We start from the raw sequence: 19,624 nt of genomic DNA, 5'->3' as shown, positions 1-19,624 counted from the left end.
AGATCACGCAAGCATTATAACGCCGACGAAACAATGCGACTCACTTCTTTATCTTACTCGCTCAAAAAATAGAAAACCGATAAAAAACCATAAAAAAGCCTTAATTCTCACAGAATCAAGGCTTCTTTATAGCTTTATTTTAATAGCTAGCGACGTGGATCCAGCTCGGTAATCAGTAGTGTTGCTGGCTCTAAACTGCCACTGCTATAAGTGCCGACCCAAATATTGTAATTGCCACTGCGTGGGTTACTGAACATCACCATGGGATTCAGACCGATGGTGTCGTCATTACAATACCAGCGACCATCAGGCGCATTAATCACCAAGGTGGTATCCGCACGTGACTCAACATGAATATAAAGATTGAGGCTTCCAGCTGTGTAGTTCAGGTCAACATCAGGGGCCTGACCATGAATATAACCTCGGCAATCATGTCCTAAGCGCGAAGGCGTTTGCATTGCACCACCCGCCTGAATACTGATCGTCCAAGGATCAGGCATAAAGCCAGCACGAAGGTCAACGGTCGTGTAAGTCGGTACTGCACGCCAATTTGGCTCTTGAGCCGCAGCTTGTGTAGAGACAAGAGCAAGGCTAGCCGCTGCAGCTAAAGCCCAGGCAGTTTTCTTAAATTTTTTTTTCATGTTTTTATCCTCAATGGCGACCCCAAAGTGTACTCGCCGTTTAACTAACAGCGGAGCCGATTCATCATAACAAGTGCGGTCACCTATTAGAATATCAACAAAGACAAGAAAGGCTACTTTTTCACTCTACTTTAGCCTGAAGACCAAGAAAATTCTTGAATGTGTGAACTAGATTGATCTTTATAAAAATCTTTTCCTTTAAAAAAAGACATTATATAAACGTGACGCCCACAGCAAAAAGCTGCTCAACTTCACGGATCTTGCGCTTATCAACCAAGAACAAGATCACCTGATCACCTGATTCAATTACCAGATCATCACTGGCCATCATCACTTCTTTTTCACGCACCAGCGCACCAATGGTCACGCCCTCAGGCAGTTGGATAATGCCTATCGGTCGGCCGACAATTTTTGAGCTGCTCTTATCTCCCAGCGCCACGGCTTCGATGGCTTCTGCCGCACCACGGCGCAAGGAGTGAACATTCTTGACCTGCCCACGACGCACATGGGTTAGCAGGCTGCCGATGGTGGCCAACTGGGGAGAAAAGGCGATATCCACCTCGCCACCCTGCACAAGATCAACATAGGCCGCGTTGTTAATCAGCGTCATCACCTTGCCCGCCCCCATGCGCTTAGCGAGCATGGACGACATGATGTTGACCTCGTCATCATTGGTAACGGCGCAGAAGATATCGGCTTCTTCGATCGATTCTTCTTGAAGCAGATTTTTATCCGTCGCGGTACCATGCAAAACAACGGTGCGTGAGAGTTTATCCGCCAGTTCAGTACAACGCTGCGGATGATACTCGATCAACTTGACTTGATATTCATTTTCGAGGCTTTCTGCCAAACGCTCACCAATATTGCCCCCGCCGGCGATAACGATGCGTCGGTAGCTATGATCCACCTTGCGCATTTCGCTCATCACGGTACGAATATCCTTGCGGGCGGCGATAAAAAACACCTCATCATCCACCTGGACCACTGTGTCTCCAGTGGGAATCAGCGCCTGATTTTGACGATAGATCGCCGCGACACGCGTGGGCACATCAGGGATATGCTCTCGCAGCGTGGCCAGTTTTTGCCCGATCAAGGGGCCGCCATAGTAGGCCTTGACGGCAACCAGCTGTACTAAACCACCGGCAAAATCGAGTACCTGCAGTGCACCGGGATATTCAATCAAGCGGCGAATATGGTTGGTCACCACCTGCTCAGGGCTGATCAGCACATCGATATCAAAACCCCGTTCAGTACGAAACAAGCCTTTGCGCGAGAGATAGGCCGCCGAGCGCACACGCGCAATCTTGCTGGGGGTATTAAACAGGGCATGCGCGACCTGACAGGCGACCATGTTGACTTCATCTGAGTTGGTGACGGCAATCAACATATCGGCATCCTCACAACCTGCCTCACGCAAGACGGCTGGATAGGAGGCCTTGCCTTGGACGATGCGGATATCGAGCTTATTTTGTAAATCACGCAAGCGGTTGGCATCGCTATCGATCATCGTGATGTCATTTTCTTCACTGGCGAGATTTTCTGCGAGTGTGCCGCCTACCTGTCCTGCGCCAAGAATAATAATCTTCATACTGCAACCTGTTCGCTCTCGCGCCTAAGCACGCCAGAAGGCGCGCGTGAAAAGAATCATAAAGGTAACGATTTCCAAGCGTCCGAGAATCATCCCCAGCGCCATCAGCCACTTCCCTGCATCGGGCAGGCTGGAAAAGTTACCAGCAGGGCCAACGGTATCGCCAAGCCCCGGACCCACGTTTGCTACCGCCGTCACGGCAGCGGTAAAACTGGTAATAAAATCCAGCCCCATAAAAGAAAGCGCCAGCGCTAAGGCGGCAATCGTCGCAAAGAAGAAGAAGGCAAAGGCCACCATTGAGCGTATAACATCATCGGGTACGGGTTTACCGTTATAACGCTGCGAGAAGACACCGCGCGGGTGCAGCAGCGTCATCATCTGGTTGCGCATCAGCATTAAAGACAGCTGATGACGGAACACCTTAAAGCCACCACTGGTTGATCCCGAGCAGCCGCCAATAAACATCAGATACAGAAAGAAGATCACCGCAAAATGCCCCCAGGCGTTATAGTCTGTTGAGGCATAGCCGGTGGTCGTCACCACGGAAACAATATTAAAAGCAGCATGCGTCAGGGCTTCAAACCAATCCCATTCATGCTGAGTGATCAGATAGAGCGTCATCACCAGAATCGCGCTCAGCAGAATCTTAGCCAAAGCCTGCACCTGGCTATCGCGCAGCATAGGCATCGGGCTGCCCTGAATCATCAACACATAGAGCACAAAAGGCAGCGCGCCTAAAAACATAAAAAGGATGCCAATCCAAAGAATCACGGGGGTATCTGCAAACTGCCCCATTGAGGCATCATAGTTGGCAAAGCCGCCCGTTGCTGAGGTGGTTAAACCGTGCACCAACGCATCAAAGCCACTCATTCCCGCCAGCCAGTAGCTCAGAATGCATAAGCCAGTGAGGCCAACATAGACCTTACCGATTGCCTTGGCGAGCGTACCTGAACGCGGAACCGCCTTCTCAGACCAGTCAGAGGACTCAGATTGGAAGAGGCGCATCCCCCCGACTTGCAGGAAGGGCAGAATCGCCATGCCGAGTACGATAATGCCTATCCCTCCGAGCCATTGCAGAATCGCGCGCCAGAGCAGAATGCCATGCGACATCTGATCGAGATCAGAAAGTATTGTCGCGCCTGTCGTCGTCAAGCCAGAAACGGCCTCAAACATCGCATCACTCAGGCTCAATGCCGTGGAACCGAGAATCAATGGCAAGGCGGCAAAGCCACTCAGCACAATCCAGCTTAAGGAGGTCAGTAGAAAAATCTGCCGCCCACGCAAACGCAAGGGCACCAGCGAGCCCAGTACCACCATCAATCCGCCTGTACCCAGCGTGATCAGCGTGCTGAGTAGGAAAATATGCGTATCCTGCTCCTGGCCTTCAACAATCAGCAGCAGCATCGGCAGAATTTTAAAGGCACCCAGCAATAACAGCAGCAGACCGAGCAGTTTAACAATCGGGGCCAACCATTCCAGCCAGGGGCGCAGCCAGAACTGCTGCTGACGCCTTTCAGAGCGGCTTTGGATATTGGGAACTTGATGACGACGTGGTGTAGGCTGCATAGCTCTCTTCGTATTTTAATGCACTGCACAAGGATAGCCTGACTAGGCTGGCAAAGAAAGCTTCACACCGCCTAAAGCGCGGTTGGCGCTACTCAAGGTCAAAAGTCGCCAGCAAGGGCGACTTTTTTGAGGGCAAGAGGACACCTCGGATCAGTGTCCTTAGTGCAGATCAGATCAGGTAGGGACTAACGCATCAGCAGAATCGGCACCGGACTCAAACGCAACAGGTTGGTGGTGGTGCTCCCCACAAAGAACTCACGAATGCGCGAGTGGCCATAGGCCCCCATGATGATCATCTCGAGCTGTTGCTGCTGCTGATAGGCCAATAGGGTCTTCTCCACTGGGCCTTGCATCAGCTGAGTGTCGACCTCGGTATGACCTTGCGCTATGAGTTCTTGGCGTGCGGCATGGAGCAGGCCTAGATTCTTCTCTCCAGCTTCACCAATCATCAGCAGATGAATCGGGATGCCTTTGAAAAGCGGGCTGCGTGCAATAATCGACAAGACCTTCTTCGCCGTTGGGCTGGCATCATAGGCGAAGAGCACCTTTTGCGGCGCTTTAAAATCAGGTGGCGTGATCAGAATACGGCAGGCCAAAGTGCGAATCACGCGTTCAAGGTTGCCACCTATCTCCTGCGCTGCGCCTTGATGCTCTTCACCTTGGCGTCCAAGCACCAGCACACGCGTGTCATCTTGTAAATCCTGCAAGGCCTCAACAAAGTGACCATGACGCTGGAGCAATTCAGGGTCGGCGACACCCTGTTCGGCAACACGCTCACGCGCGGTGGCTAAATCCTGCTGACCTTGCTCAAGCGCCAATTTGCTACGCTGGCGATCTAAATCGGCCAACTCCTCAAGCAGCTGGGTGCGGCTACCTAAGCCAATATTGCCACTCAGATCGGTTTTGGCGGGATAAAGACGCTGATCTAAAACATGCAGTAAAACGAGGGGGCGCCGGGTTCTGCGACTGACCCAGGCACCCGCATCACAAACGGCGGCAGCCGCAGCGGAGTGATCTATACAGGCGATAATTTTATTCATCTCTACATCCTGAGCCATGACTAGTGTCCTCCCATCAGCTTTTCAACGCCTTTGGGATCATCATGCACACCAAAGCGATCAACAAGCGTTGCACTGGCTTGGTTCAAGCCAATCAATTCAACATCGGCCCCTTCACGGCGCAGCTTGATGATCACTCGGTCGAGCGATTCAACAGCAGTAATATCCCAAAAATGCGCTTCAGTCAGATCAATAATGATCTTTTCAGCCACTTCTTTATAGTCAAAGGCGGCCATAAACTGCGTCGAAGAAGCGAAGAAAACCTGACCTTGCACCTGATAGACTCGCACACCTTCTTCATTTTGAGTTTTGATCACGCGCAGGTAATGACCCAACTTATTGGCAAAAAAGAGCGCCGCCAAGGAGACACCGGCAAACACACCATAAGCCAGATTGTGTGTGGCAATCACCACCACAACGGTGGACAGCATCACGATACTGGTGGAGAGCGGGTGCTTTTTCAAATTCAAGACAGAGTCCCAGTTAAAGGTCCCGATCGAGACCATAATCATCACCGCCACCAGCGCCGCCATCGGAATCGCAGTCAGCCAATCGGCTAAAAAGACCACCAGAATCAATAAAAAGACCCCGGCCACTAAGGTAGACAGGCGCGTGCGGCCACCTGATTTCACATTAATAATCGATTGACCAATCATCGCGCAGCCCGCCATGCCGCCAAAAACACCTGATACCATATTGGCCACACCCTGGCCTTTGCACTCACGATTTTTATCGCTTTGGGTGTCCGTCAGCTCGTCCACAATCGTCGCGGTCATCATCGATTCCAGCAGACCAACAAGCATCAGCATCACTGAATAGGGAAAAATAATCCGCAGCGTTTCTAAATTCAGCGGAACATCCGGCCAGAGAAAAATAGGCAGTGTATCCGGCAACTCGCCCATATCCCCCACGGTACGAATATCGATGCCCCAAATCAGCGCAACGGCTGTCAACGACACAATACACACCAGAGGAGAAGGCAAAAGGCGACCCAACAGGGGCACATAGGGAAAGAGATAGATAATGCCCAAACCCGCCAGAGTCATGGCGTAGACATGCCAGGTCACATTGGTTAGTTCAGGCAGCTGAGCCATAAAAATCAAAATGGCTAGGGCATTCACAAAGCCCGTCACCACCGAGCGTGAAACAAAGCGCATCAAATTACCAAGCTTGATGTATCCCGCAATAATTTGCAGCACGCCCGTCAACACCGTGGCCGCGAGCAAATATTCCAAGCCATGCTCTTTCACCAAGGTCACCATCAACAGCGCCATGGCACCTGTCGCGGCAGAGATCATACCTGGACGACCGCCGGTAAAGGCAATCACCACGGCAATACAAAAAGAAGCGTAGAGCCCGACCTTGGGATCAACACCCGCAATAATCGAAAAGGCAATCGCCTCTGGCACCAAGGCCAAGGCCACCACTAAACCGGCCAAAACATCACCACGGACATTCGAGAACCAGTTTTCTTTGATCGTTTGGATCATGATTTCTCTCTGAGCATTTTTATTGCAATAGACACATTTGCCGCTCACACCCTTTACAGCCCAAGAGAGGGCCGCCAGCAGGTTAAACGAAAGACGTGAACAACCCGCGATGAAAGCCTGATTACCTGGGCGATGAGCAGCCCAAAAAAATCCACATCAGCAAATGACGAACAACATCAGAAGCGTGAACGCACTCAAGCGAACACGAAAGCAAACACGGAGATGACCGCAGGTTTTAGCCTGTCTGAAGATCGCAAGATGGCTAAAAAGCAGTATCAAAAAAGAGGGGGGAGTTACACCGGAGCGCTTCCTTTTCAGCAGCCAATAAGAAGATCGAAAACGCAGAATTATACACACCTCAAGCAGGCAAGTCCAAAGGATGGCCCACCCGACTTAAGCAGGCTTGTGCAATGCAGCAAATTGTCGCACGCTAAGGCCGCTTTTTTCTGCCAGCCCTCAATGCAGACACACCCAAGGAAACCTTGCTTATGCCATGCATGTCCGCTGACGTTCGTTTTTTCTTTCCACTTCTCTTTATCAAGGAGATCTCCTATGGCAGCGCTTCCTCAAGCTTTGCTCAAGAACTTTCTCGGCAACGCCCCATCCTGGTACAAATCCCTGATCCTCCTGTTTCTGGTGATCAACCCCATCATGCATTGGCTGCCCGGCCCGTGGACAGCTTTTGCAGGATGGGTTTTGCTGGCGCAATTTATCTTTACGCTGGCGATGGCACTCAAGTGCTACCCGCTGCTTCCCGGCGGCCTACTCGCGCTTCAGGCCGTTTTTCTGGGCATGACCACGCCCGACATGGTGCTCTATGAAGTCCGCCACAATCTAGAAGTGATTCTGCTGCTGATGTTTATGGTGGCGGGCATCTATTTTATGAAGCAGCTGCTTCTTTTTGCCTTCACCAAAATTCTGGTTGGGGTGCGCTCTAAATCACTGCTGGCACTGATTTTCTGCGCTGCCGCCGCGCTGCTGTCTGCTTTTCTTGATGCCCTGACCGTCACGGCAGTGATCATCTCGACTGCTGTCGGCTTTTACTCTGTTTATCACCGTGTGGCTTCTGGAAAGACCTACCACCAATACAGCCATGATCATGGCAATGATGTCGATGTTCAGGAATCCCAGCGTGAGGATCTGATCCAGTTTCGTGGCTTTTTACGCTCATTACTGATGCATGCGGCCATAGGTACGGCCCTCGGCGGTGTGTGTACGATGGTCGGTGAACCTCAGAATCTGCTGATTGCCAAAGAAGCGGAATGGGATTTTGTCGGCTTTTTCCTCCATATGGCACCCGTCACCTTGCCGGTACTGGCAGCAGGGTTGCTCACTTGCTTGGCGCTGGAGAAGATCAGGCCGCTGGGCCGCTTTTTTGGTTATGCCGGACGCCTACCGCAACGCGTGCGCAGCATCCTAGAAGATTTTGATCGTGATCAAAGCGAACAGCGCACCCAGCGTGAGCGCATTCAACTCAGCATTCAGGCTGGAGTGGCGGTCTTTTTGGTGGTGGCTTTGGCCTTACACTGGGCCGAAGTTGGCCTGATCGGCCTTGCGGTGATTATCCTGCTCACCAGTCTAAACGGCATTAATGAAGAGCACCAGATCGGTAAGGCTTTTGAAGAAGCCCTGCCCTTTACCGCGCTTTTGGTGGTCTTTTTTACCATTGTGGCGGTGATTCATAGCCAAAACCTGTTCACACCCTTTATTAGCTGGGTATTGGCTCAGCCTCTTGAGCAGCAGCCAGGGTTATTTTTTCTGGCCAATGGTCTCTTATCCGCCATCTCAGATAACGTTTTTGTTGCCACGATTTACATCAGCGAAGTCAAAGGGGCTTTGCTCAGCGGTGCGATCGATCGCACGCACTTTGAGCAGCTGGCGGTGGCAATCAATACCGGCACTAACTTGCCCAGCATTGCCACACCCAATGGTCAGGCGGCTTTTCTGTTTTTGCTCACCTCGGCCATTGCGCCACTGGTGCGCCTGTCTTATGGGCGCATGGTTCTCATGGCCTTGCCTTACACCTTGGTGATGGGAGGGATCGGCTTCTGGGCGGTCACCCACTGGGTTTAAATCGGGTGTTTTGATCTTGGCGCATAAAAAAACCACCTTGGCAACAAGGTGGTTTGGCTCTGGCCTAAAACCTGCCGCGCCGCCGACTCACGCTTTCCACCTGCCAAGGCTCAGCCTGAATACTCGTCTCGACCCACTCTTGCAGGCTCGGCTCGACACGCGGCATAAAATTCAGACCGGTACGCTGTTCGATCTCACGCACGCTAACCAAGAACTGATCCAGTGGCTCGTTGCCACGGACATTTTGCGGCACCAAAAAAGCCAGGACGCGCAGCGGACGATCGGCCGTTTCAGGGGCAATAAAAATCTTATAAAAAGCCTCTGGCACCTGCACACGCCAGCTACTACTCAAGCGCTCAACTTGATCTCCAAATACCGGACCAGTGATCACCCACATCTCACCTTTCAGCTGTACAAAATGATCCATCGCGGATTGCTCGATACGCTGCCAGACTTGACGATTCAATTCAGGCGTCTGCGGGCTGATATTGGTCATCCAGAAGGTTTGCAGCTGCGCCTCTCGCCCATGAATCTGCGCAATCGCATAGTTGGGTGCCAGATGACCGCGATCATAGCCACTATGGGTATAGTCATCATGGCTGGCCCGCCAAAAAGGCAGGGTGCGCCAATCTTCTTCAAAGCGTGATGGACGCTGGCCTATGGCTTGCGTGGGCCGATTATCCAAGCGGTAGGTGACCCACAAGGGGTTCATGCGCCAGTCTGAGTAGCCCAGCATAAAACCATCATTGCGTAAAACACGGTGCCAGTTCTGCCAATCCTGCCAGTCCTGGACGACAGGCACACCACCAAAGGCATGCTGTTCACGCACTTGGCGTTCATAGGCATAGTAGCCCAGCCCAGCAATGATCAGCACCAGCAATAACCAGCGCCCACCACGGCGGGAACGGGGCGCAGAGCGCCGCTTGTTACCCCGTGCCATGCCGCGCAGTTGCTGTTTAGCGAGGCGCTGCCCCATATTTTTTAGTTCTCTTTGCACCATGTCTGATACGACTCTCTTAGTTGCCCTTAGGCTGCGGAACCCGATAACAAACCAACAATATGAAAACCACCTATATAGGTGCCCGCTGCTGAGCCCAGGGTGGCCAAAATAAAGACCAACAGGGTGCGTGAGACACGATTTTTCCACCAGCCAGTCCACTGAGCCGTATCTTGGCGCAAGGAGGAGAAGTCCGCGACCGTTGGTTTTCTCAGCCAAAGTTCAGCCGCAGCCGCCACCATTCCCGCGCCAACGGTCGGATTCAGCGAGGTTAAGGGCGCAGCAAGAAAGGCGGTCAGCACCGTCAGTGGGTGCCCACCGGCAATCAACACGCCCAAGGCGCTCAACCCACCATTGATCAGCACCCAATCCGTAATCAACTGCCAGCCCAGCTCGGTATTGCGGCTAAAACCCAAGCCAAAGCCCAGCAAGACCAACGCAGCGATCACCCAAGGAAGCATCTTCGGCCAGCGACTGGCTGCCGGCTGGCTATTCAAAATAGCCAGCTGCTCTTGGGGCTTCTCAGGCAAATGGCTGTTTAGATTTTCAGCCAAACCTTTTAAATGCCCTGCCCCAACCACCACCAATACTTTTTTGTACTGGCTGGTGCCGTTTTCTTCAGCGAGGCGCAGCGCCATAAAGTGATCCCGCTCAGCGATCAGCGGCTGATAAAGCTTCTCTGATTCAGCGGCAAATTCACTAAAGGTGGATTCCAGTACATCGCCTTCTTTGAGTTTTTCGATCTCGTCTGCACTGACCTTCTCGCGTGAAAAGAGGCTGCCGATTAAACCACTTAACAAGCCGGCTCTTTGCCACCAAGGTACATTGCGATACACCCTTTTCAAGGTGATACCCACATCCCGATCAATCAACCACAGCGGAAGGCCTTTTGCCTGGGCTTCTTCGATGGCTGCCTGCATTTCTGCCCCAGGCGCAATGCCTGATTCTTCTGCAACCCGCTGCTGAAAAGAACCCAAGGCCAGATTCGCGGCCACCAAGCCCGCCTTGCCTTGCTTGATCACCTGAAACAAATCCAGCTTCGCCAAGGCATCAGGGTCGGTCATACTGGCAAAGCGCGCAGGACACAGCTCGATGGCCACGGCATCAAATTCGCCGCTTTGAATCAGAGCACGCACTTCATCCGCACTCTGCTTGGACACGTGAGCCGTGCCGAGGAGGGTATATTCTGTCTGGTGTTTGATGACCTGCTGACGCGGGCCAGATACCGCTGCTGAACTCATCGCTTCTCTCTACTTAGGGCGCTGAAAAAAACACGCATGGAGGCCACAAAGAGCGCCATTAGACCAGAGTCTGCCTTGTGGCTCAATCTCCCCACCTCGTCGCGCTTATTCTTTGGTGACAGTGAGTGGTTGAGCATTTATTGATATAATGTCACCTTATCTTACTCAGATCTGCCGCTGACGTTCTTGTCATGCCGCTCATAATAAAGAGGGAGCACCACCATGAAGTTAAAACAGCTGCTGTCGATCAGTTTTGGACTGTTGATTTTGATCATCCTGATCAATGGCATGACCAGCATGTTCAGCAGCACACGCCTGCAAAAAGAAGTGGCTGAGTTTAATATCACCTACCTTCCTGCAGTGACTGCGCTTGATCATATCAACTTTGAGCGCATGGCCATTCGTGCCCAAACTTGGCGGGTGGCGAGCCTCAGCGAACCAGGTGAGCAGACGCGGCAGATTATTAGCAATGTGCAGCAGCAGCGTCAGGCATCCTACCAAGCCATTCAACAGCAACGTGATCGTCTGGCGCAGCTTGAAGGCCTTGAAGCGCTCAGCCAGACCCAGCGTCAGTTTGATCAGGCCTACACCCGCTGGCGTGAACACTATGTTGAGCTGGATCGTTTAGTTGAGCGCTTAAGAGTCGCCAGTGCGGCGGAGCAGTTCACCCAGCTGCAACGCAGTTATCTGGATTATATTCAAGCCATGATCCCTGATTCCGAGCGCATGGGCCAGCTGCTGAACCAGCTGGTGCGCGAGGCCCGCGAGCTGGCTGAAACTGAAGCAGCCGGAGCTGATTTTATTGCCCAGGCTTCTGTCACCAGTGCCACTGTGTTGCTGCTCATCGGTCTATTGGTGGGTATCGGCTCAGCTCTCTATATCATTCGCCGTGTGATGAATGAGCTCGGTGGTGAACCTAGCGAGGTGAAGGCGGTGGTAGAGCGCGTGGCTTCAGGCGATTTCACCTCGAACCAGCAGCTCAAGCAAACCCTGCCCAAGCACAGCCTGCTGTATAGTTTTTTAGAGATGGTCACCGAGCTGCGCCAGATGATGCAGCGTGTGACTGAGGCCTCGGTGCAGGTGGCCGCTGCGGCTGAACAGCTTTCGGCTTCCAGCTCACAAACCAATAGCGCGATCCTCCAGCAGCGGGATGAAGCCGCGCAGGTGGCCACCGCGATGAACCAAATGAGCGCAACCGTGGCAGAGGTCGCGCACTATACTGCCTCGGCCTCTTCCGCCTCAGAAACTGCGGATGCTAAGGCTGAGTCTGGCCTGAGCGCGGTTCAGGATGTAGTGAGTTCAATCAACCATCTGGCGGAAGAGATCAGCCAGTCAGCACAAAGCACTGAACAGCTTTTAGAACACAGTGAGCAGATCAGTAGCGTGCTGGAGGTGATCCAAAATATTGCCGAGCAAACCAACTTGCTGGCCTTGAATGCCGCGATTGAAGCCGCGCGCGCCGGCGAACATGGCCGTGGCTTTGCCGTGGTGGCCGATGAAGTTCGCTCACTGGCAACGCGGACACAAAGCTCGATTGAAGATATCCACTCCAGCATTGCCAAGGTGCAGGACAGCTCACGCATTGCCGCAGAGCAGCTGGCTCAAGGCCATGCACAGAGTCAGGATACAGTGAAGAAGGCGCAGGTCGCCGGTGATGCCCTCGAAGCGATCAACCAAGCGGTTGAAGCCATTCGCGATATGAGCACGCAGATTGCAGCCTCAGCTGAAGAGCAATCCAGCGTCGCTGAAGAAATCAATCGCAGCGTGCATAACATCAGTCATTCGATCGAAGAAACCGCCACCGCCGCCGAGCAGGTCGCCCGTGCCAGTGAAGAACTCGCCCGTCTATCGACCTTGCTCGAAGACGAGGTGAAGCACTTCCGTTTGCAAAAATAAGAGGCGCGATACAAAAAGTCGTCCTCTCAGTCAGCCATATGCAGCATCGTGATATGGCTGACTGCGCTTAGAACATCCCTAATTCCAGCTGCGCCTCTTCGGTCATCATCTCGCGTGACCAAGGGGGATCAAAGACGATCTCGGTATTCACTCGACTCAGATCCTCGGCCCCAAGGATTTTTCGTCTGGCATCAGCTGCTATCACCTCACCCATACCACAGCCGGGTGCGGTCAGCGTCATCTTCAGGTTGAGCATTTTACGGCCATCGAGCAGCTCGACCACCTTCAAGCCATAGACCAACCCCAGATCAACGATATTGACCGGAATCTCTGGATCAAAACAGGTACGCAGCTGCGCCCAAGCAAAGTCTTCGATTTGCTGCTGGCTGGCACCTGCAGGCAGATGCGGGCGCGATAAGGCCGGCAGACCCAGGGCATCCAGATTAGGGCCTTCGACCATATAAAGACGCCCTTGATAGCCAATACTGACCGTACTGCCCTTGGCTTGCATCACCTCAACACTCTCCCCTTCTGCCAGCGTCACCGCCTTGCCAAAGGGGACAGAGATCACCTCGGTTTCACGCAACAGCGTCAGCCGATCGCCCTTTGCGACACCTTGTCTGACGCCTTCTGTCATTGCAGCATCTCCCGCACGCGCACCAATCCAGTCACAAAAGCATCGACTTCAGCGAAGGTGTTGTAAGCAGCAAAAGAAGCCCGCGCCGTCGCATTAACACCCAAGTGATGTAGCACCGGCATCGCACAGTGGTGACCAGTTCGAATCGCAATGCCCAGCTGATCAAGTAACAGCCCCAGATCCTGCGCATGGGCATCTTCCAGCACAAAGGAGATCACTGCTGCCTTATCGGGTGCGGTGCCGAGTAAACGCAAACCGGGTAGGGCCGCTTGCATCTGCTGCGTGGCATAGGTCAGCAACTGATGCTCCCAGTCGGCGATCGCTTGCACACCAACACGCTGCATCCAATCTACAGCTGCCCCTAGCCCGATCGCTTCAGCAATCGCTGGCGTGCCAGCTTCAAACTTATGCGGCAAACCGGCGTAGGTGGTCTTCTCAAAAGTCACGATATCAATCATATCGCCACCACCCTGCCAAGGGGGCATGGCTTCTAACAGCTCAGCCTTTCCATAGAGCACGCCTATCCCCGTCGGGCCGTACATCTTATGGCCTGAGAAGACATAAAAATCGACATCCAAAGCCTGAACATCGACTGGCTGATGCGGAATCCCCTGCGCGCCATCGACCAGCACTGGCGTCTGTTGCGCATGCGCGGCTGAGATGATCTCCGCCAAGGGGGTGATGCTGCCCAGCGCATTGGAGACCTGCGTGATGGCAACCAGCTTGACCCGCGGTGTCAGCAAACGTGCAAAGGCGGCCCGATCCAGCTGACCATCCGGCAGAATCGGGATCACCAGCAGCTCAATCCCGATTTGATCGCGTAACTGCTGCCAAGGCACGATATTGGCGTGATGTTCCATCATCGAGATCAACACCTGATCTCCGGCACGCAGGTTGGCGCGTCCCCAGCTTTGTGCAACCAGATTGATACTTTCAGTCGCGCCACGCGTAAAAATGACTTCTTTGCTGGAGGCGGCATGAATCAACTGCTGCACCTTGGTGCGTGCCAGCTCGTGCGCATCGGTCGCCTCTTGCGACAAGGTGTGTAAGCCACGGTGAATATTGGCATTGGTCTGGCGATAGTAGTCATCCATCGCCTCAATCACCGCCAGCGGCTTTTGGCAGGTGGCGGCATTATCCAGATACACCAGCGGCCGACCATTCACCTCACGCTTCAGAATCGGGAACTCAGCACGCAGGGCGCTAAGATCATAGGCTGGCTGAGGCATGGGCAGACTCCAGCTGAGGTGTCTCTATCTCCACCCGCTGCGGCAGGTGGCCTGCAACCAGCTCCTCAACCTGATGGCGCAGGCTGGCATGTTCGATCTGGTCAATCACTTCATTTGCAAAGGCCAGTGTGAGCAAACCACGCGCCTGTTCTTCATCGACACCACGAGCGCGCAGGTAGAAGAGCGCGTCTAAATCCAGCTGCCCCGTGGTCGCACCATGCGAGCATTTGACATCGTCGGCGTAGATTTCGAGCTCTGGCTTGGTGTTGATCTGGGCGCGATCACTGAGCAACAGGTTGGCATTGCTCTGTTCGGCAGTGATCTTCTGGCTATCGCGCTTCACGACCACCTTGCCATTAAAGACCCCTTGCGCACGATCATTCAGAATCGCCTTATAGTTCTCGCTCGAATGCGTCTGCGGCGCATTATGGTTCATCAGGCTATGCACATCTAAATGCTGACGCTGGCGACCAAAGAGCAGACCGGCTAGATGGCACTCTGCACCTTCACCGATTAAATCTGACACCAGATCATCGCGCACCAGCTGACCACCCAGATTAATGTGCTGGCACAGATAGCGACTATCCCGTTTTTGCTCTGCCTGAACACGCCCAATCAAGCTGGCCTGAGGCCCAAGCTGCTCCACCAGTACATGCTTGAGTTGTGCATTGCGCTCAAGTACCACCTCGGCCACGCGCGTACTAAAATGCACCGCCGCTGGTGCGCTGATAAAGTGCTCTATCAGCTCGACCTGGCTTGATGGTCCAACAGCAACCAGCACGCGAGTATGCGACATCTGCGCCGCTGCCTGCTCAGTGAACAGGGAGATCAGATGAATTGGCTTGCTCACCGGCTGGCTGACACGAATCACCGCGCCTTCTTGTGCAAAGGCAAAATTCAGCGCGGTCATCGAATCGATATCGATGCCGGCCAGACGCCCCATCATGCCGCTGGTCAGCTCAAGTTCGCGCTCAAAGGCATGGGAGAGTGGCTCAACCACCAAGCCAGCAGGTTGATCTTGCAGATCAGAGAGTTCGGCGCAGAAAAGACCATTCACCAGCACGATCCGATAAGCCTCCAGATCCCAGTGCTGGGCGTCTAAAAGCGCTTGCGCAGCAGCCAGATCGATCTGATCCGCCAACTGATAGGCTGTCGTGGCGATCTTACGCGTGTCGGTATACTTCCACTGCTCATTCAATGCAGAGGGAAAACCCAAGTGCTCAAAGCGGGCGAAAGCGGCAATGCGCTGACTCTTCAACCAGCCAGCGGGTGCCGCTTGATTCAGGGCAGCAAATTGCGCCGCCCAATCAGCAGTCACAGGATGGCTCATGCGTTCGCCTCCAGTAACCAGTCGTAGCCACGTTTTTCCAGCTCCAGCGCCAGCGACTTATCGCCTGATTTCACGATCTTGCCATCTGCCAATACATGGATATAGTCCGGCACGATATAGTCCAGCAGGCGCTGATAGTGGGTGATCATCAAAATGCTGCGTTCTGCAGCACGCAGCGAGTTCACCCCCTGGGCGACGATCTTCAGTGCATCAATATCCAAGCCGGAATCAATCTCATCCAGCAGCGCCAGCTTAGGCTCCAACAGCAGCATCTGTAGAATTTCATTACGCTTTTTCTCGCCACCGGAGAAGCCTTCATTCACGGCGCGATGCAAGAAGGTGTTATCCATCTGCATAAATTCGAGCTTTTCACGCACCAGTTTCATAAAAGCAGGCGCTTCGATTTCTGGCTCACCCCGTGCTTTGCGCTGCGCGTTTAATGCCGCTTTGAGCAGATAAACATTCTTGACGCCAGGAATTTCAACCGGATATTGAAACGCCAGCATCAGGCCGGCACAGGCGCGATCTTCGATGTCCATTTCAAGCAGATCCTGGCCTTCAAAAGTCACGCTGCCAGAGGTCACTTCATAGCCTTCGCGGCCAGCCAGTACTGCCGACAAGGTGGATTTACCTGCACCGTTCGGGCCCATAATGGCATGGACTTCACCCGGCTGAATGGTCAGGTTCAGCCCTTTCAGAATTTCGCGGCCTTCGACTTGGGCATGGAGGTCTTTGATTTCAATCATCTTGAGTCTCTTTAAAAAGGTCAGTTCAGTGAGAGAGGCGGGATTAACCCACCGCCCCTTCGAGGGTCACATTCAGCAGGGCTTCGGCTTCCACCGCAAACTCCATCGGCAGCTCTTTAAAGACATCCTTACAGAAGCCATTGACGATCATATTCACCGCATCTTCTTCACTGATACCACGCTGGCGGCAATAGAAGAGCTGATCTTCACCGATCTTAGAGGTGGTGGCTTCATGCTCAACCTGAGTGGAGGCGTTGCCGATTTCCTGATAAGGGAAGGTATGAGCACCACACTGATCACCCAACAGCAGCGAATCGCACTGGGTAAAGTTGCGCGCATTTTTTGCACCTGGCAGCACCTTCACCAAGCCCCGATAAGACTGGTTAGAACGCCCAGCAGAAATCCCCTTGGAAATGATGGTCGAGCGGCTGCCTTCACCAATATGAATCATCTTGGTGCCAGTATCAGCCTGCTGGTAGTTGTTGGTGACGGCAACAGAGTAGAACTCGCCCACCGAATCCTTGCCGCGTAGCACGCAGCTGGGATACTTCCAGGTGATGGCCGAGCCAGTTTCTACCTGCGTCCAGCTGATTTTGGCACGATCACCACGACAATCCCCACGCTTGGTGACAAAGTTGTAAATGCCGCCCTTGCCTTCTTCATCGCCTGGATACCAATTCTGCACGGTCGAGTACTTGATATAGGCATCTTCGAGCGCGACCAGCTCAACCACCGCCGCATGCAGCTGGTTTTCATCACGCATCGGCGCGGTGCAGCCTTCAAGGTAGGACACCTGAGCTCGCTCTTCGCAAATAATCAGCGTGCGCTCAAACTGGCCTGTATTGGCGGCATTGATACGGAAGTAGGTCGACAACTCCATCGGACAGGTCACATCCTTGGGCACGAACACAAAGGAGCCATCAGTAAAGACGGCCGAATTGAGTGCGGCATAGTAGTTGTCTGTATGAGGGACAACGCTGCCCAGGTATTGGCGCACCAGCTCTGGATGCTCCTGCACCGCTTCAGAAATCGAGCAGAAGATCACACCGGCTTCAGCCAGCTTATCCTTAAAAGTGGTGCCCACAGAGACAGAATCGAAAACCGCATCAACGGCCACGCCAGCCAGCGCTGCACGCTCATGCAGCGGAATGCCGAGCTTCTCAAAGGTTTCTAAGAGCTTGGGATCGACTTCATCCAGACTTTTAGGCGCATCTTTGTTTTTAGCCCCTGGTGCCGAATAATAGGATACGGCCTGATAGTCGATGGCTGGGTAGTTCAGATGTGCCCAGCCTTGCGGATCTTGCATCGTTAACCAATGGCGATACGCCTCTAAACGCCACTCCAGCAGCCACTGAGGCTCTTTCTTGCGTTGTGAGATATAGCGGATCACCTCTTCATCCAAACCAGGTGGCAGGGTATCGCTTTCAATATCAGTGACGAAGCCTTGCTTGTATTCCTTGCGGACAAGCTGCTCCATTTTTTCACTCGCCATAATGGTCTCCGAGTTTCATCAAGTCGATTTTTTATAGATCCAGAAAGAAGATCACGGCGCGGTTATCCATGCCGCTGGGTCATCCCTGTAGCCAGCGGTGCCGTGTCTTGGACGCTCAGCGCCTGAATTTGTACCCAAGGCAAGCGTATTGGCTGAGTATGGGCCAACTGCGCCAGACTGACTGAGGCCAGCAGCTGATGCATGGCTTGGGTGACACGCTGCCAGTTATCGGCCACACCACACTGGGCGGCGAGACTGCATTGATGGGCATCCTGACTGCAATCTGTCATGGCCACCGGCCCTTCGATCGCGGCGATCAAATCACTGGCCATAATCTGATGGGCAGGCCGCGCCAGCTGATACCCCCCCTGCGTGCCACGCTGAGATGAAAGCAGGTGCGCCTTCACCAGCATCTTGAGCAGCTTGCTCACCGTCGGCTTAGGTAAACCCAGCAGTTCGGCCAGTTGTGCCGCCGTATAAAGCTGCTCTGGGGCCTGCGCCATCTGTGCTGCGAGCACAACGGCATAGTCTGTCAATTTACTCAGTTTGAGCATGCCTACCTAGCCTAAAAACCAGCGTGATTACATTGGGGACTATTTTAGTCCCTTTTAGAAACCGAGTAAAGTAGTCGGGTAAAGCGATCGACTTGCAAATGCGAGTCTTCTCATGCCCCGAGAGGGCAGCATCAGATTAAAGTTGACAGTAAAAGAAGGCGCACTCACAAGAGCAGCAGGCGCTCAACCCATTTAAATCACATATTAAAAACATATTAGGCATAACACAGATAAAAAAGCGAAAACAATATTGAAGTGTGATCAAAATCACTCTCTTTCAAGAATAAAGCATTGCTTGAATCTAGCGACGGAATTAATATCCCTTCCCCATAAAGATGCAGCGCAAGAGATCCAAATAAACTGCACTTTTAATCTATTTATTTTTAAATGAGGTCATCCAAGCCTCGCTCTATATCAAGTCAAGGAGTACACCGTGGGTTTAGCAGAAAAAAAAGCTTCACACGAATTCCAAAAGAATCGTTTCGATGGCCTCAAAGAACAGCTCAATGCAGCCGCTGGGTTCGACCTTGAAGTTGAAGTGAACTGGACGAGCCTCGAAGTTGACAACTATGCCCACCTTTATGACGAAGCCTGGGCACAGGTCTTTTTTAACCCACTGATCAATGCCTTTAAAGAAATGTGCGCGGATGACTTTGCACAAGGCATTATCAAAGAAGGCGTTAAAAAGGTCATCATTCAAAACACCAGCGACAACTGGTCTTCAAGTCGCTTTGCTGAGTTTAAAGAGGGTGTATTAACACTCGATCACTCACCAATCACCAATATTCACCACGAAGCAGATCGTCAGGCCAATATCAAAGAAGTGGTTGAAAAAGGCCTGTAATCACGAACACCCTTTTCTTGTCCGCCTTTTTGCCAGCTCCAAGGAGCTGGCTTTTTTATGCCTGTATCTAAGGAGCCTCTGATTAACGTCATGAGCGCAGGTCAGGCAAGGCGAAATTGGACGAAAAAGCGGAGTTTACATGGAGTAAATGAGCATTTTGAGGCCAATTTCAACGCAGCATCACCCAGCGCAGTAGTTAATCAGAGGTTTCCTAACTCAACAGAATAAAAAAACCCCAGCCT

16 protein-coding genes are annotated in these 19,624 nt (G+C 52.9%); 3 read left to right on the top strand and 13 right to left on the bottom strand.

Annotated elements, in window-relative coordinates:
• Window positions 1-146: 146 nt before the first annotated feature.
• The 5 genes from V6U78_RS00290 to V6U78_RS00270 all read right to left on the bottom strand — a co-directional run bounded on the left by V6U78_RS00290 (window position 147) and on the right by V6U78_RS00270 (window position 6,343).
• The gene (locus tag V6U78_RS00290) at window positions 147-641 is read right to left on the bottom strand and encodes a hypothetical protein (RefSeq protein ID WP_405335850.1); all 495 of its coding nucleotides are present in this window, start codon (window positions 639-641) and stop codon (window positions 147-149) included.
• Between the two features lie 211 nt (window positions 642-852).
• Window positions 853-2,229, bottom strand: coding sequence for a Trk system potassium transporter TrkA (gene trkA, locus V6U78_RS00285; protein WP_405335847.1), 1,377 nt, complete (start codon window positions 2,227-2,229; stop codon window positions 853-855).
• A gap of 24 nt (window positions 2,230-2,253) precedes the next feature.
• Complete coding sequence (locus V6U78_RS00280) at window positions 2,254-3,795, bottom strand: TrkH family potassium uptake protein (protein ID WP_405335844.1); 1,542 nt, start codon at window positions 3,793-3,795, stop codon at window positions 2,254-2,256.
• Window positions 3,796-3,980: 185 nt separating this feature from the next.
• Window positions 3,981-4,835, bottom strand: a complete 855-nt coding sequence (locus tag V6U78_RS00275) for a universal stress protein (RefSeq protein WP_405335841.1) — start codon at window positions 4,833-4,835, stop codon at window positions 3,981-3,983.
• A gap of 20 nt (window positions 4,836-4,855) precedes the next feature.
• Entirely contained in the window at window positions 4,856-6,343 is a 1,488-nt protein-coding gene (locus tag V6U78_RS00270) for a SulP family inorganic anion transporter (RefSeq protein ID WP_405335838.1), read from the bottom strand.
• 552 nt (window positions 6,344-6,895) lie between these two features.
• On the opposite strand from V6U78_RS00270, the gene nhaB reads away from it, so the two are divergent.
• On the top strand, window positions 6,896-8,416 hold the full coding sequence (gene nhaB, locus V6U78_RS00265; protein ID WP_405335836.1) for a sodium/proton antiporter NhaB: 1,521 nt from the start codon (window positions 6,896-6,898) through the stop codon (window positions 8,414-8,416).
• A 64-nt stretch (window positions 8,417-8,480) separates the two neighbouring features.
• On the opposite strand, the gene V6U78_RS00260 is transcribed toward nhaB, so the two are convergent.
• Both V6U78_RS00260 and V6U78_RS00255 read right to left on the bottom strand, forming a co-directional pair.
• Window positions 8,481-9,392, bottom strand: a complete 912-nt coding sequence (locus tag V6U78_RS00260; RefSeq protein WP_405335833.1) for a DNA/RNA non-specific endonuclease — start codon at window positions 9,390-9,392, stop codon at window positions 8,481-8,483.
• 50 nt (window positions 9,393-9,442) lie between these two features.
• On the bottom strand, window positions 9,443-10,654 hold the full coding sequence (locus tag V6U78_RS00255) for a TraB/GumN family protein (protein WP_405335830.1): 1,212 nt from the start codon (window positions 10,652-10,654) through the stop codon (window positions 9,443-9,445).
• Between the two features lie 222 nt (window positions 10,655-10,876).
• Here V6U78_RS00255 and V6U78_RS00250 point away from each other — a divergent pair, with 222 nt between their 5' ends.
• Window positions 10,877-12,550 carry a methyl-accepting chemotaxis protein gene (locus V6U78_RS00250; RefSeq protein ID WP_405335827.1) on the top strand — a complete coding sequence of 558 codons (1,674 nt, stop codon included), beginning with the start codon at window positions 10,877-10,879 and terminating at the stop codon, window positions 12,548-12,550.
• A gap of 67 nt (window positions 12,551-12,617) precedes the next feature.
• Here V6U78_RS00250 and sufT read toward each other — a convergent pair whose 3' ends face one another.
• The 6 genes from sufT to V6U78_RS00220 form a co-directional block, all read right to left on the bottom strand.
• The gene (gene sufT / locus V6U78_RS00245; protein WP_405335824.1) at window positions 12,618-13,187 is read right to left on the bottom strand and encodes a putative Fe-S cluster assembly protein SufT; all 570 of its coding nucleotides are present in this window, start codon (window positions 13,185-13,187) and stop codon (window positions 12,618-12,620) included.
• Window positions 13,184-14,416 carry a SufS family cysteine desulfurase gene (locus V6U78_RS00240; RefSeq protein WP_405335821.1) on the bottom strand — a complete coding sequence of 411 codons (1,233 nt, stop codon included), beginning with the start codon at window positions 14,414-14,416 and terminating at the stop codon, window positions 13,184-13,186. Before V6U78_RS00240 ends, sufT begins: the two co-directional genes overlap by 4 nt.
• Entirely contained in the window at window positions 14,397-15,746 is a 1,350-nt protein-coding gene (gene sufD / locus V6U78_RS00235; RefSeq protein ID WP_405335818.1) for a Fe-S cluster assembly protein SufD, read from the bottom strand. The genes V6U78_RS00240 and sufD overlap by 20 nt, the downstream gene beginning before the upstream one ends.
• Window positions 15,743-16,492, bottom strand: a complete 750-nt coding sequence (sufC, locus tag V6U78_RS00230; RefSeq protein WP_405335815.1) for a Fe-S cluster assembly ATPase SufC — start codon at window positions 16,490-16,492, stop codon at window positions 15,743-15,745. The genes sufD and sufC overlap by 4 nt, the downstream gene beginning before the upstream one ends.
• A gap of 43 nt (window positions 16,493-16,535) precedes the next feature.
• A complete protein-coding gene (sufB, locus tag V6U78_RS00225) occupies window positions 16,536-17,984 on the bottom strand; it encodes a Fe-S cluster assembly protein SufB (protein WP_405335812.1) in 1,449 nt (482 codons plus the stop codon).
• A gap of 62 nt (window positions 17,985-18,046) precedes the next feature.
• Complete coding sequence (locus tag V6U78_RS00220) at window positions 18,047-18,538, bottom strand: SUF system Fe-S cluster assembly regulator (RefSeq protein WP_405335809.1); 492 nt, start codon at window positions 18,536-18,538, stop codon at window positions 18,047-18,049.
• 433 nt (window positions 18,539-18,971) lie between these two features.
• Here V6U78_RS00220 and V6U78_RS00215 point away from each other — a divergent pair, with 433 nt between their 5' ends.
• Window positions 18,972-19,382, top strand: coding sequence for a hypothetical protein (locus V6U78_RS00215; protein WP_405335806.1), 411 nt, complete (start codon window positions 18,972-18,974; stop codon window positions 19,380-19,382).
• Window positions 19,383-19,624 lie beyond the last annotated feature (242 nt).

The organism is Marinospirillum alkalitolerans (assembly GCF_045055655.1).
In the GTDB taxonomy this organism is placed as follows: Bacteria; Pseudomonadota; Gammaproteobacteria; order Pseudomonadales; family Halomonadaceae; genus Marinospirillum; species Marinospirillum alkalitolerans.
The sequence above is the reverse complement of the archived record's forward strand: the minus strand, read 5'-3'. Positions and strand labels throughout refer to the sequence as shown.

What these genes read in the sequence shown, in the direction of transcription:
- V6U78_RS00290 (WP_405335850.1), bottom strand. Translation starts at nt 641, where the DNA reads ATGAAAAAAAAATTTAAGAAAACTGCCTGGGCTTTAGCTGCAGCGGCT.
- trkA (WP_405335847.1), bottom strand. Translation starts at nt 2,229, where the DNA reads ATGAAGATTATTATTCTTGGCGCAGGACAGGTAGGCGGCACACTCGCA.
- V6U78_RS00280 (WP_405335844.1), bottom strand. Translation starts at nt 3,795, where the DNA reads ATGCAGCCTACACCACGTCGTCATCAAGTTCCCAATATCCAAAGCCGC.
- V6U78_RS00275 (WP_405335841.1), bottom strand. Translation starts at nt 4,835, where the DNA reads ATGAATAAAATTATCGCCTGTATAGATCACTCCGCTGCGGCTGCCGCC.
- V6U78_RS00270 (WP_405335838.1), bottom strand. Translation starts at nt 6,343, where the DNA reads ATGATCCAAACGATCAAAGAAAACTGGTTCTCGAATGTCCGTGGTGAT.
- nhaB (WP_405335836.1), top strand. Translation starts at nt 6,896, where the DNA reads ATGGCAGCGCTTCCTCAAGCTTTGCTCAAGAACTTTCTCGGCAACGCC.
- V6U78_RS00260 (WP_405335833.1), bottom strand. Translation starts at nt 9,392, where the DNA reads ATGGGGCAGCGCCTCGCTAAACAGCAACTGCGCGGCATGGCACGGGGT.
- V6U78_RS00255 (WP_405335830.1), bottom strand. Translation starts at nt 10,654, where the DNA reads ATGAGTTCAGCAGCGGTATCTGGCCCGCGTCAGCAGGTCATCAAACAC.
- V6U78_RS00250 (WP_405335827.1), top strand. Translation starts at nt 10,877, where the DNA reads ATGAAGTTAAAACAGCTGCTGTCGATCAGTTTTGGACTGTTGATTTTG.
- sufT (WP_405335824.1), bottom strand. Translation starts at nt 13,187, where the DNA reads ATGACAGAAGGCGTCAGACAAGGTGTCGCAAAGGGCGATCGGCTGACG.
- V6U78_RS00240 (WP_405335821.1), bottom strand. Translation starts at nt 14,416, where the DNA reads ATGCCTCAGCCAGCCTATGATCTTAGCGCCCTGCGTGCTGAGTTCCCG.
- sufD (WP_405335818.1), bottom strand. Translation starts at nt 15,746, where the DNA reads ATGAGCCATCCTGTGACTGCTGATTGGGCGGCGCAATTTGCTGCCCTG.
- sufC (WP_405335815.1), bottom strand. Translation starts at nt 16,492, where the DNA reads ATGATTGAAATCAAAGACCTCCATGCCCAAGTCGAAGGCCGCGAAATT.
- sufB (WP_405335812.1), bottom strand. Translation starts at nt 17,984, where the DNA reads ATGGCGAGTGAAAAAATGGAGCAGCTTGTCCGCAAGGAATACAAGCAA.
- V6U78_RS00220 (WP_405335809.1), bottom strand. Translation starts at nt 18,538, where the DNA reads ATGCTCAAACTGAGTAAATTGACAGACTATGCCGTTGTGCTCGCAGCA.